Here is a 12,390-nt window from a genome sequence, read left to right as displayed (position 1 = left end):
TATCGCCAAAGCGGCAAGGAGCCCTCGTGCCCATAGTTGAAATGGAACGTCGCCAGGTCGTGGTGATTGGTGCCGGGCCATCCGGCGCGATTGCCGCCGCACTGCTCAAACGCAAAGGGCATGATGTATTGATCATCGAGCGCCAGCATTTCCCGCGCTTCTCGATCGGCGAAAGCCTGCTGTCGCACTGCATCGATTTTATCGAGGAAGCCGGCATGCTCGACGCCGTGCAGGCGGCGGGATTCCAGGTAAAAACCGGTGCCGCGTTTGCCTGGGGCGAGCGTTACAGCGCGTTCGATTTCGGTGACACCTTCAGCAACGGCAAGCCCACCACCTTCCAGGTGCAGCGCGGCGAGTTCGACAAGTTGCTGGCCGATCAGGCCGCCCAGCAAGGCGTCGACATCCGCTACGGCGAAACCATCGTCGGCGTGGATTTCTCCGGTGAGTGCCGCTACCTGCATGTGCGCCGTGAGAACGGCAGCGAGTACCACATCAAGGCTAAGTTCGTGCTTGATGCCAGCGGCTACGGCCGCGTGCTGCCGCGCCTGCTCGACCTGGAGGCGCCGTCGCATTTCCCGCTGCGCCAGGCGGTGTTCACCCACGTTGAAGACCGCATCGAACACCCAGGCTTCGATCGCACCAAGATCCTGGTCACCACGCACCCTACGAAACGCGACATCTGGTTCTGGACCATCCCGTTCAGCAACGGTCGCTGCTCGGTGGGCGTGGTCGCGGCCAAGGAGCATTTCGACGGCCGCGACAGCGATCTCGACGCTTGCCTGCAGGGTTTTATCGATGAAACCCCAAGCCTGTCCGGTGTACTGCGTCACGCTGTGTGGGATACCCCCGCGCGCACCATCGGCGGCTACTCGGCCAACGTCAAAACCCTGCACGGCCCCGGCTTTGCGCTGCTGGGCAATGCGGCGGAATTCCTCGACCCGGTGTTCTCCTCCGGCGTGACCATCGCCATGCGCTCGGCGAGCATGGCCGCCGGCGTGCTGCATCGTCAGCTCAAAGGCGAGACCGTGGACTGGCAAACCGAGTTTGCCGAGCCGCTCAAGCGCGGTGTCGACACCTTCCGCTGCTACGTCGAGGGCTGGTATGCAGGCACCTTCCAGGATGTGATTTTCCACCCCGGCAGCTCACCGGACATTCGCCGGATGATCAGTTCGATCCTCGCAGGTTACGCGTGGGACGAACGCAACCCGTTTGTCAGCGAGCCCAAGCGGCGCTTGCGGATGTTGTCGGAAATTTGTGCGAGTGAACCGGTATGACGTCTCAATACCTGAGTAAAAACTACGTCGAAGAAACCCGCTTCGGCTTCTGGTTCCTGCGCAGCCATACCTGGCAGCACCATGTATTGCGCGTGGCAATCAACGACCTGCGCAGCCTGTTCACCGACCCGTTGCCCGAGGCGCCGGTGCTGCTGGACGCCGGTTGCGGCCAGGGCAAGTCATTCCAGTACTTGCAGCAGGTGTTTGCCCCCGCGCGCCTGATCGGCCTGGATGCCGACCCCCACAGCCTGGAACTGAGCAAGGCCGAAGCCGCGCGCCAGGGCTTGGCCATCGAATTGATCGGCAGTGACTGCGCCACCCTCGATGTGCCGGACGCCAGCGTCGACATCCTGTTCTGCCACCAGACCTTCCATCACTTGGTTGAACAGCATCGCGCACTCAAGGAGTTCTACCGGGTGCTCAAGCCGGGCGGTTACTTGCTGTTTGCCGAATCCACCGAAGCCTATATCGACACCTGGGTCATTCGCTGGCTGTTCCGCCATCCCATGCATGTGCAGAAAAGCGCCGAAGAGTACCTGCAGATGCTCCGCGAGCAGGGCTTTGAGTTCGACCCGCAGAACGTTTCGTACCCCTACCTGTGGTGGAGCCGTTCCCGCGACTTCGGCCTGCTGGAGCGCTGGGGCCTGCGTAACCCGCCGCCGGTGGGCCAGCGTGAGGAAACCCTGGTCAACTGCGTGGCGCGCAAACCCCTGGCGAGCGCCGCACCATGATGCGCAGCCTATTGATCGGTTGCCTGTTGCTGCTGAGCGCCTGCGCCAGCCAGCCGCCGCTGCCTGAAAAAACCCCGGCCTTGGCCTTGCCGCTACAGCTGCATGTGCAGCGCCTGGCAGACGGCCAGAACCAGGACTGGCTGCTGGTGATCCAACGCGAAGGCGGCGCACTCCGCTGGTCGATGATGGACCCCCTGGGCATTCCCCAGGCCCGGCAAAAACTGATCGATGGCCAGTGGCAGGCCGACGGTCTGCTGCCGCCCAATCCCCAGGCACGCGAGCTGTTTGCCGCACTGTTGTTTGCCTTGGCCTCGGCCGATGACGTGCGCGCTCTCTACCCTGGCGCCCAGGCGATGGACCTCACGCGCACCCTGCCGGGCCATTGGCAGATCGTCTACCAATCGTCAGAAGTCTTCAGTGTGAACATGAGCGGCCAGCCCTTGAGCTACCGCATCACGCCGCTCGGTGCCGCCCGATGAGCGCCTACCTCAATGCCCTCGGCGTGATTTGCGCCCTCGGCCGTGGCCAGGCCGCCGTCAGTCGCAGCCTGTTTGCCGGCGACTGCTCGGGGATGCGTGCCGAAAGCGGCTGGGTGCCGGAGCGCACGCTGCCGGTAGGCAGTGTGCACGGCGAGCTGGCGACCATTCCGACGGAACTCGGCCAGCAAAGCAGCCGCAATAACCAACTGCTGCTGGAGGCGGCGCTGCAGATCGAGGGCGAGATTCGCCAGGCGATCCACCGCTATGGCGCCTCGCGGGTCGGGGTGGTGCTCGGCACCAGCACCTCGGGCATCGACGAAGCCAGCCGCGGTATCGCCCAGTACCTGCGCGATCAGCACTTCCCCAGCGACTATGACTACCAGCAACAGGAACTCAGCGCCCCGGCGAATTTTCTCGCCGACTGGCTGCAACTGAGCGGCCCGGCCTATGTGATTTCCACCGCCTGCACCTCCAGCGCCCGGGCCTTGATGAGCGCACAACGCCTGCTCGACCTGGGAGTGTGCGACGCGGTGCTCTGCGGCGGCGTCGACAGCCTGTGCAAGCTGACCCTCAATGGGTTCGGCGCGTTGGAAGCGGTGTCCAACGAACGCTGCAACCCGTTTTCGGTGAACCGCAACGGCATCAATATCGGCGAAGCGGCGGTGCTGTTCCTGATGACTAAAGCGCCTGCGGCGATCGCCCTGCTGGGCAGCGGTGCGAGTTGCGATGCGCACCATATCTCCGCGCCGGAACCCACCGGCAAAGGCGCGTTGCAGGCGATGCGCAAGGCCCTGGCCAGTGCGAACGTGCAGCCCGGGCAGATCGGCTACCTGAACCTGCACGGCACCGCCACCCAACACAACGACGCCATGGAAAGCCTGGCCGTCGCCAGCCTGTTCCCCGACGGCGTGGCCTGCTCGTCGACCAAACCCATGAGCGGCCACACCCTGGGCGCGGCCGGCGCGCTGGAAGCAGCGTTCTGCTGGCTGAGCCTGGCCCACGGCCGTGTGCCGCCCCATGTGTGGGACGGCCAGGCCGACCCCGCGCTGCCCGCCCTGCAATGGGCGCAGGCGGGGGACACCTTGGAAAAACCCCGACTGATGAGCAACTCGTTTGCCTTCGGCGGCAACAATGTCAGCCTGATAATCGGAGAGGCCCCATGACCGATTGGCCACTCGCCGAACTGCTGCCCCACGCGGGCGACATGATCCTGATCGACCAGGTACTGTCGTTCGATGAAGAGCAGATTCACACCCGCCTCACCGTCAAGCCCGGCGGCCTGTTCAACCGCCCTGACGGCAGCCTGCCGGCCTGGGTCGGCATCGAGTTGATGGCGCAGAGCGTCGCCGCCTACGCCGGCTGCCGCGCCCGTCAAAAGGGTGAAGCGGTGGAACTGGGCTTCCTGCTCGGCACACGCAAGTTCGAGTGCAACGTGGAACACTTCCCGGCCGGCGCCGAGTTGAACATCCACGGCCTGCGTTCCCTGGAAGACGACAACGGCATGGGTGTGTTCGAATGCCACCTCACCGGTAGCGGTATCCAGGCCAGCGCCCGCTTGAATGTATTTCGACCGCCCCAGGCGGCCAACTATTTAGATGAATCGAAGGACGAAACGCCATGACTGAACCCGTACTGGTCACCGGCTCCAGCCGTGGCATCGGCCGCGCCATTGCCCTGCGCCTGGCCCAGGCCGGGCATGACATCGTGCTGCATTGCCGCAGCGGTCGGGCCGAAGCCTGCGCGGTACAGGTCGAGATCGAGGCCCTGGGCCGCCAGGCGCGGGTGCTGCAATTCGATGTGGCGGACCGCGCCGCGTGCAAGCAGATCCTTGAAGCCGATGTTGAGCAACACGGTGCTTATTACGGCGTGGTGCTCAACGCCGGCCTGACCCGCGACGGCGCCTTCCCGGCCCTGTCCGAAGACGATTGGGACGTGGTGATGCGCACCAACCTGGATGGTTTCTACAACGTGCTGCACCCGGTGATGATGCCGATGATTCGTCGTCGCGCAGCCGGGCGTATCGTGTGCATCACCTCGGTGTCGGGGTTGATCGGCAACCGTGGCCAGGTCAACTACAGCGCCTCCAAGGCCGGCCTGATCGGTGCGGCCAAGGCCCTCGCCATCGAACTGGGCAAGCGCAGGATCACCGTCAACTGCGTCGCCCCCGGCCTGATCGACACCGCCATGCTGGATGAAAACGTACCGGTGGAAGAGCTGATGAAGATGATCCCGGCGCAACGCATGGGCACCCCGGAAGAAGTCGCCGGTGCAGTGAATTTCCTCATGTCGGCTGAAGCCGGCTATATCACGCGCCAGGTCCTGGCCGTGAATGGAGGCCTGTGCTGATGAAACGCGTCGTCGTCACCGGCATGGCCGGCGTGACCTCCCTGGGCAGCGACTGGGACACCATCGCCGCCAACTTCCGCGCCAACCGCAGCGGCATCCGACGCATGGACGAGTGGGAGCGTTTTACCGAATTGAACACGCGCCTGGCCGGGCCGGTCGATGATTTCGTCGTGCCCGCCCATTGGACGCGCAAGCAGCTGCGCAGCATGGGCCGCGTCTCGCGCCTGGCGGTGTGGGCCGCGGAACAGGCGTTGCAGGACGCGGGCTTGCTCGGTGACGAGTCGATCAAGGACGGGCGCATGGGCGTGGCCTGTGGCTCGTCCACCGGCAGTACCGATGAGATCAAGGCCTTCGGCAATATGTTGCTGAACTCGGTGGCCGAGGGGCTGAACGCCAACTCCTACGTGCGCATGATGCCCCACACCACGGCGGCGAATATCAGCATCTTCTTTGGCCTCACCGGGCGGCTGATCCCCACGTCCAGCGCGTGCACCAGCGGCAGCCAGGGCATCGGCTATGCCTATGAAGCGATCAAGTTCGGCCGCCTGCCGTTGATGCTCGCCGGCGGCGCCGAGGAGCTGTGCCCCACCGAAGCCATGGTGTTCGACGCGCTGTATGCCACCAGCCTGAAGAACGATGCGCCGCAGACCAGCCCACGTCCCTACGACAGCGGCCGCGACGGCCTGGTGATCGGCGAAGGCGGCGGCATGCTGGTGCTCGAAGAACTGGAACACGCACTGGCGCGGGGTGCGCATATCCATGCCGAGATCGTCGGCTTCGGCAGCAATGCCGACGGCCAGCACACCACGCGCCCGGAACAGAAAACCATGCGCCGCGCCATGGAGCTGGCCCTGGAAGATGCGGGCCTGGAGCCTGCCGCCATCGGCTACGTCAACGGCCACGGCACCGCCACCGACCAGGGCGACATCGCCGAGACCCAGGCCACCAGCAGCCTGTTCGGCAGCCGCATGCCCATCAGCTCGCAGAAAAGCTTCCTCGGCCACACCTTGGGCGCCTGCGGTGCGCTGGAATCGTGGTTCAGCATCGAGATGATGAACCGCGACCAATACGTGCACACCTTCAACCTGGACTCCGTCGACCCGCACTGCGGCGAGCTGGATTACCTGCAGGGTGAATTTCGCGAGATGCATCACGACTACGTGATGAACAACAACTTTGCCTTTGGCGGCGTCAATACGTCGCTGATCTTCCGCCGCTGGTCCTGACTTTTTAATCGATTGGAGAATACGGAATGTCTTCCTTGCTACGCGCTACGCTGATCACCCTGGCCCTGCTGACCGCCGCCGGCTGTACCAGCAAACCGATCCTCAACACCCAGCACGACCTGCCGGCCGACGCCCAGCTCAGTGAAGAGAAAATGAAAACGGTGATCGTCAACGCCCTGCAAAAACGCGAATGGACGGTGCAACGCCTGAGCCCGCAGCTGGTGCAGGCCGAGATCACCGTGCGCAACCAGTACTATGCGGCCATCGACATCCGCTACACCCGCAGCAGCTACGCCATCACCTACCGCGACAGCCGCCAACTGGGCTACAAGGACGGCAAGATCCATCGCAACTACAACCGTTGGGTGAACAACCTGGACAGCGACATCATGGCGGGATTGCGCAGCAATGGCGTGAGTGGTGAGGCAGGGTCGGCAGCGCAGTTGTTTGAGCAGACGGGAACGTCGAAGTAAAACCAAGGCCGGGCACAACCTCTGTGGCGAGCGGGCTTGTCGAATCGTCGCACCGCCAGCGTTGGGCTGCGTAGCAGCCCCATTAAGATCACCGCGTTTTTTCAGGCAGATCACAGCGTCAGATTTGGGGCTAGCCCGGTCACCACCAACAACTCCACAAACGCCTTCGCCATCGGCGTTTGTGCGCCTTTGCGCTGCACCAGCCATACCGCCGTCACCGCCTCCTGATCCAGCAAGGTGCGATAGACCACGCCATCGATGCGTATCCGTTGGTACGACGCCGGCAGCACCGACACGCCCAAGCCCGCCGCCACCAACCCGATGATGGTCATCGCCTCCCCCGCTTCCTGGGCGAAGTGCGGGCTGAAGCCGGCATCACGGGCCAGGTTGAGCAGTTGGGCGTACAGGCCACTGCCGTAGGTGCGAGGGAAAAATACAAACGGTTCCTCCGCCAGTTGCGCAAGGTACAGGCCACGCTCACTGCCCTCCACTAAGGGGTGGTCAGCGTTTAATACGGCAACCAGCGGTTCGCGCATCAGCTCGATCACACTCAATGAGTCCGGCAGCGGCAGCGGACGCATCAGCCCAACCTGGATCGACTCATCCACCAGCGACTCGGCCACTTCGGTGCTGCTCATTTCCTGCAGGTTCAGGTGCACCGCCGGGAAGGCTTGGCGAAACGCGAAGATCGCCTGCGGAATCGTGGAGTTGAACGGCGCCGACGAGGTGAAGCCAATCTTCAATTCGCCCAGTTCCCCCAACTGCGCACGGCGGGCCACGTCCGCCGCCTTGTCGACCTGGGCCAGCACCAGCCGCGCCTCGTGCAGGAACAGGCGTCCGGCCTCGCTCAGTTCGACCCGACGATTGGTCCGCTCGAATAACCGAGCCCCCACCTCCTGCTCCAGCGCCTGGATCTGCTGGCTCAACGGCGGTTGCGAGATGCCCAGCACCTGCGCCGCGCGACCAAAGTGCAGCTCCTCGGCGACAGCGATGAAGTACCGCAGGTGACGTAATTCCATGCCAGCCTCATTAGGTCGTAAAAGCTATCAAACGGGTCGAACAATATATTGGAAAGAATCATTAGCCAGCTATATTCTTTTTTGCATTGCCAGTCTTGGCAGGCTTTTCCTCCCCGAGGTCTCCGTGAAATCTGCTGTCGCTCCATTCGCCCAAGAAGTCCCGCCCACCGCCCTGGATGAGGTGGTGGCGCAGCTCAATGACGCGTACATCGAAAAAGGCACGCCGATGTTCATGCGCACGGTGCTGGCGCTGTTCTCCGGCGGCTTCGCCACGTTCGCCCTGCTGTATTGCGTGCAGCCGATGATGCCGGCGCTGTCCCACGAGTTCTCCATCAATGCGGCACAAAGCAGTCTGATCCTCTCAGTGGCGACGGCGATGCTGGCGCTGGGCTTGCTGATTACCGGGCCGATTTCCGACACCCTGGGCCGCAAGCCGGTGATGGTCGCCGCGTTGTTTTGCGCAGCGCTGGCGACCATCGCCAGCGGCTTGATGCCGTCCTGGGAAGGGATTTTGCTGATGCGTGCGCTGGTGGGCCTGTCCTTGAGCGGCCTGGCTGCCGTGGCGATGACGTACCTGAGCGAAGAGATCCACCCCCAGCACATCGGCCTGGCCATGGGCCTGTACATCGGCGGCAATGCCATCGGGGGCATGAGCGGACGCCTGATCATCGGTGTACTGATCGACTTCGTCAGCTGGCACACCGCAATGCTGATCATCGGCGCCCTGGCGTTGATTGCCGCCACGGTGTTCTGGAAGATTCTCCCCGAATCGCGCAACTTCCGCGCCAGCAGCCTCAAGCCCCGCAGCCTGGTGGATGGCTTCGTCATGCATTTCAAGGATGCCGGCCTGCCGTGGCTGTTCCTTGAAGCCTTCCTGCTGATGGGCGCGTTCGTGACGATGTTCAACTACATCGGCTATCGCCTGCTGGCCGACCCGTATGACCTGAGCCAGGCCGTGGTGGGCCTGCTGTCGCTGGTGTACCTCTCGGGCATCTACAGCTCGGCGAAAATCGGCTCCCTGGCCGACCGCCTCGGCCGCCGCCGCGTGCTCTGGGCCACCATCGTGCTGATGCTCGCCGGCATGGCCCTGACCCTGTTCACCCCACTGTGGCTGGTGGTGCCGGGCATGCTGATCTTCACCTTCGGCTTCTTTGGCGCCCACTCGGTGGCCAGCAGCTGGATCGGGCGCCGCGCGGTGAAAGCCAAGGGGCAGGCGTCGTCGCTGTATCTGTTTTGCTATTACGTAGGCTCAAGCATCGCCGGGACAGCGGGCGGATTCTTCTGGCACTTCGGCGGATGGAACGGCATCGGCGCGTTTATCGTGGCGCTATTGATGGGTGCGTTGCTGGTGGCGTTGAAGTTGGCGAAGTTGCCGCCGCTGACCGCCCCTTGAACAACCGGCGCCTTGAACAACATCCGCGCCATCACCCGCTTGCCTCGGCGCTCATGCATGACCACGGCGCCGATATGCAGGACCAGCATCAGCAGCAACCCCACACACGAGAGCACATGCACACGGGTATACAGGGCGATGCGGGCCGGGTCGTTGTCGAGAGGGGCGATGGAGAGCAGGTTAAAGATATTGATCGGGCGATCCATCATCAGCACGCCGGTCGCCAACACCACGGCGAGCACCAGGTACATGGCCTTGTGAACCAGCAACGCCAGGTATTCCTGCAGTGTTCGCTTGACGGAAAAGTCCAGGCCGTGGGCAAAGGAACAATAAACCCGCAAGACAAACACCGGAATATAGACAGTGGTCAGCGACACATTGAAGAACGCCACCCACGCCTTGACCGAGGCGGGCACGCTGAATACCGCCACGAAAAAACCCGACAATAACGCCCACACAATAATGACAGCCGAAACCCAATGCAGCAGTTTCTGGCTCGTTGAATACGCTGAAGTGTTCATCCTGATATCACCTGACAATAAACGCCATGCACTGGCGAGAGGAAGAGTCGGGTAGGATTTTTACCGAGGCAAGTTACCGGAGGCTGTAGGAGAAATCCCAAAGCACCCACACTACCAAGGCAGGACTTAACGAACGCTGAAACGCAACGAATCCCCCTTCGCCAGGCAAAGGGGGATCCGATTCAGGCGGGAATATTACGGGTGGTATTGCGCTGACAGCTCGTGCACGGCCTGCAGGAACGCACCCGCATGGTCCGGGTTCACTTCCGGAGTGATGCCATGGCCGAGGTTGAACACGTGGCCGCTGCCTGTGCCGTAGCTGGCCAGGATGCGACCGACTTCGGTGCGGATTGCTTCCGGCTTGGCGTACAGCACGGTCGGGTCCATGTTGCCTTGCAGCGCGACCTTGTCACCTACACGACGACGGGCATCGCCGATATCGCAGGTCCAATCCAGGCCAAGTGCATCCGCGCCAGCGTCGGCGATGCTCTCAAGCCACAGGCCACCGCCCTTGGTGAACAGGATGACCGGCACTTTGCGGCCTTCGTGTTCACGGATCAGGCCGCTGACGATCTTGCGCATGTAGGCCAGGGAGAATTCCTGGTACGCCGCCGCGGACAGGTTGCCGCCCCAGGTATCGAAGATCTGCACGGCTTGCGCACCGGCCATGATCTGGCCGTTGAGGTAGGAGGTGACCGACTGGGCCAGCTTGTCCAGCAGCAGGTGCATGGCTTGCGGGTTGTCGTAGAGCATGGCCTTGGTCTTGCGGAAGTCTTTCGACGAGCCGCCTTCGACCATATAGGTGGCCAGGGTCCATGGGCTGCCGGAGAAGCCGATCAGCGGCACGCGGCCGTTCAGCTCGCGGCGGATGGTGCTGACGGCGTCCATCACGTAGCCAAGGTCTTTGTGCGGGTCGGGGATCGGCAGGGCTTCGATATCGGCCAGGGTGCTGATGACTTTCTTGAAACGCGGGCCTTCGCCGGTCTCGAAGTACAGGCCTTGGCCCATGGCGTCAGGGATGGTGAGGATGTCGGAGAAGAGGATGGCCGCGTCCAGTTGCGGGTAGCGATCCAGTGGCTGCAGCGTGACTTCGCAGGCGAACTCCGGGTTCATGCACAGGCTCATGAAGTCGCCGGCGTGGGCGCGACTGGCGCGGTATTCCGGCAGGTAGCGACCGGCCTGGCGCATCATCCACACAGGGGTGACGTCCACGGGTTGCTTGAGCAGGGCACGAAGGAAACGGTCGTTCTTGAGGGCAGTCATGTCGGCATCCGCAAAAAAAGTGCGGGCATTTTCTCAGAGCGCGACGCAAAAGGCACGGCAAGAGCGGTGCCTTTTGTCTATCGGGTCAATTTGTCGCGGTAGCTAGCTGTGGTGAGGGGGCTTGCCCCCGTCGGGTTCACCGCAGATCAAAGGGGCTGCTTCGCAGCCCGGCGCGGGACAAGCCCGCTCACCACAGCAAGCCCCCTCCCACATTTTGATCGCATTTCAACCTGGGATCAGGGTCAGACTTGCAGGTAGTCCAGGATCCCTTCGGCGGCATTGCGGCCTTCGAAGATCGCCGTCACTACCAGGTCAGAGCCGCGCACCATGTCGCCACCGGCGAAGATTTTCGGGTTGCTGGTCTGGTGCTTGTACTGGCCTTGTTCCGGGGCGACAACGCGGCCCTGGCTGTCGGTCTGGATCTCGAACTGCTCGAACCACGGCGCCGGGCTTGGGCGGAAACCGAAAGCGATGACCACGGCGTCGGCCGGGATGATCTCTTCGGAGCCCGGGATCGGCTCGGGGCTGCGGCGGCCACGGGCGTCCGGTTCGCCGAGACGGGTCTCGACCACCTTCACGCCTTCGACGCGGTCTTCACCGACGATGGCGATCGGCTGGCGGTTGTAGAGGAATTTCACGCCTTCTTCCTTGGCGTTCTTCACCTCTTTGCGCGAGCCGGGCATGTTGGCTTCGTCACGGCGATACGCACAGGTCACCGACTTGGCGCCCTGGCGGATCGAGGTACGGTTGCAGTCCATCGCGGTGTCGCCGCCGCCGAGGACCACGACCTTCTTGCCTTTCATGTCGACGAAATCTTCCGGCGACTTTTCAAAGCCCAGGTTGCGGTTGACGTTGGCGATCAGGAAGTCCAACGCGTCGTAAACGCCCGGCAGGTCCTCACCGGCAAAGCCGCCCTTCATGTAGGTGTAGGTGCCCATGCCCATGAACACCGCATCGTATTCTTCGAGCAGTTGCTCCATGGTCACGTCTTTGCCGATCTCCGTGTTCAGGCGGAACTCGATGCCCATGCCGGTGAAGACTTCGCGGCGATTGCTCAACACGGTCTTTTCCAGCTTGAACTCGGGGATGCCGAAGGTCAGCAGGCCGCCGATTTCCGGGTTCTTGTCGAACACCACCGGGGTCACGCCGCCGCGCACCAGCACGTCGGCACAGCCCAGGCCCGCCGGGCCCGCACCGATGATCGCGACACGCTTGCCGGTCGGCTTTACCTTGGACATGTCCGGACGCCAGCCCATGGCGAACGCGGTATCGGTGATGTACTTCTCCACCGAACCGATGGTCACCGCGCCGAAGCCGTCGTTCAGGGTGCAGGCACCCTCGCACAGGCGGTCCTGCGGGCACACCCGGCCGCAAACTTCCGGCAGGGTGTTGGTCTGGTGGGACAGCTCGGCGGCGGCGAGGATGTTGCCCTCGGCCACCAGCTTGAGCCAGTTGGGAATGAAGTTGTGCACCGGGCACTTCCATTCGCAATACGGGTTACCGCAACCCAGGCAGCGGTGGGCCTGATCGGCCGAATGCTGGGGTTTGAAGGGCTCGTAGATTTCCACGAACTCTTTCTTGCGTTGACGCAACAGTTTCTTCTTCGGATCTTTGCGCCCGACATCGATGAACTGGAAGTCGTTATTCAGACGTTCAGCCATGTTA

The 12,390-nt window shown here is 63.0% G+C and carries 12 protein-coding genes and 1 pseudogene; 9 read left to right on the top strand and 4 right to left on the bottom strand.

The genetic code is table 11. The features are described 5' to 3' along the window. The first annotated feature begins 26 nt into the window (after positions 1-26). Genes Q8X51_RS21570 through Q8X51_RS21535 form a run of 8 tightly spaced genes read left to right on the top strand, consistent with a single transcriptional unit; the run spans position 27 to position 6,529 of the window. On the top strand, positions 27-1,274 hold the full coding sequence (locus Q8X51_RS21570) for an NAD(P)/FAD-dependent oxidoreductase (RefSeq protein WP_407693560.1): 1,248 nt from the start codon (positions 27-29) through the stop codon (positions 1,272-1,274). After that, positions 1,271-2,005 carry a class I SAM-dependent methyltransferase gene (locus tag Q8X51_RS21565; RefSeq protein WP_065925698.1) on the top strand — a complete coding sequence of 245 codons (735 nt, stop codon included), beginning with the start codon at positions 1,271-1,273 and terminating at the stop codon, positions 2,003-2,005. Before Q8X51_RS21570 ends, Q8X51_RS21565 begins: the two co-directional genes overlap by 4 nt. Beyond that, a complete protein-coding gene (locus tag Q8X51_RS21560; RefSeq protein WP_407693559.1) occupies positions 2,002-2,484 on the top strand; it encodes a hypothetical protein in 483 nt (160 codons plus the stop codon). Before Q8X51_RS21565 ends, Q8X51_RS21560 begins: the two co-directional genes overlap by 4 nt. Beyond that, complete coding sequence (locus Q8X51_RS21555; protein WP_407693558.1) at positions 2,481-3,647, top strand: beta-ketoacyl-[acyl-carrier-protein] synthase family protein; 1,167 nt, start codon at positions 2,481-2,483, stop codon at positions 3,645-3,647. Before Q8X51_RS21560 ends, Q8X51_RS21555 begins: the two co-directional genes overlap by 4 nt. After that, positions 3,644-4,105: an ApeP family dehydratase gene (locus Q8X51_RS21550; protein WP_065940800.1), complete on the top strand. Its 462-nt coding sequence runs from the start codon at positions 3,644-3,646 to the stop codon at positions 4,103-4,105. The genes Q8X51_RS21555 and Q8X51_RS21550 overlap by 4 nt, the downstream gene beginning before the upstream one ends. Continuing rightward, positions 4,102-4,830: a 3-oxoacyl-ACP reductase FabG gene (gene fabG, locus Q8X51_RS21545; protein ID WP_065925701.1), complete on the top strand. Its 729-nt coding sequence runs from the start codon at positions 4,102-4,104 to the stop codon at positions 4,828-4,830. The genes Q8X51_RS21550 and fabG overlap by 4 nt, the downstream gene beginning before the upstream one ends. Continuing rightward, positions 4,830-6,056, top strand: a complete 1,227-nt coding sequence (locus tag Q8X51_RS21540; RefSeq protein WP_065925702.1) for a beta-ketoacyl-ACP synthase — start codon at positions 4,830-4,832, stop codon at positions 6,054-6,056. Before fabG ends, Q8X51_RS21540 begins: the two co-directional genes overlap by 1 nt. Positions 6,057-6,082: 26 nt before the next feature. After that, positions 6,083-6,529: a hypothetical protein gene (locus Q8X51_RS21535; RefSeq protein ID WP_323145888.1), complete on the top strand. Its 447-nt coding sequence runs from the start codon at positions 6,083-6,085 to the stop codon at positions 6,527-6,529. A gap of 110 nt (positions 6,530-6,639) precedes the next feature. Here Q8X51_RS21535 and Q8X51_RS21530 read toward each other — a convergent pair whose 3' ends face one another. Then, entirely contained in the window at positions 6,640-7,548 is a 909-nt protein-coding gene (locus tag Q8X51_RS21530; protein WP_074848497.1) for a LysR family transcriptional regulator, read from the bottom strand. A 172-nt stretch (positions 7,549-7,720) separates the two neighbouring features. Here Q8X51_RS21530 and Q8X51_RS21525 point away from each other — a divergent pair, with 172 nt between their 5' ends. Next, complete coding sequence (locus Q8X51_RS21525) at positions 7,721-8,941, top strand: MFS transporter (RefSeq protein ID WP_370671259.1); 1,221 nt, start codon at positions 7,721-7,723, stop codon at positions 8,939-8,941. Between the two features lie 26 nt (positions 8,942-8,967). On the opposite strand, the pseudogene Q8X51_RS21520 reads toward Q8X51_RS21525, so the two are convergent. The 3 genes and pseudogenes from Q8X51_RS21520 to Q8X51_RS21510 form a co-directional block, all read right to left on the bottom strand. Further along, positions 8,968-9,462 (bottom strand): annotated as a pseudogene (locus Q8X51_RS21520) (cytochrome b/b6 domain-containing protein); the annotation flags it as partial. A gap of 195 nt (positions 9,463-9,657) precedes the next feature. Next, complete coding sequence (gene hemE / locus Q8X51_RS21515; RefSeq protein ID WP_065925707.1) at positions 9,658-10,725, bottom strand: uroporphyrinogen decarboxylase; 1,068 nt, start codon at positions 10,723-10,725, stop codon at positions 9,658-9,660. Positions 10,726-10,967: 242 nt separating this feature from the next. Beyond that, positions 10,968-12,386, bottom strand: coding sequence for an FAD-dependent oxidoreductase (locus Q8X51_RS21510; RefSeq protein WP_053140574.1), 1,419 nt, complete (start codon positions 12,384-12,386; stop codon positions 10,968-10,970). Positions 12,387-12,390: the final 4 nt, after the last annotated feature.

This window comes from Pseudomonas sp. Yb2C2, assembly GCF_052112325.1.
GTDB lineage: Bacteria > Pseudomonadota > Gammaproteobacteria > Pseudomonadales > Pseudomonadaceae > Aquipseudomonas > Aquipseudomonas marginalis.
The sequence above is the reverse complement of the archived record's forward strand: the minus strand, read 5'-3'. Positions and strand labels throughout refer to the sequence as shown.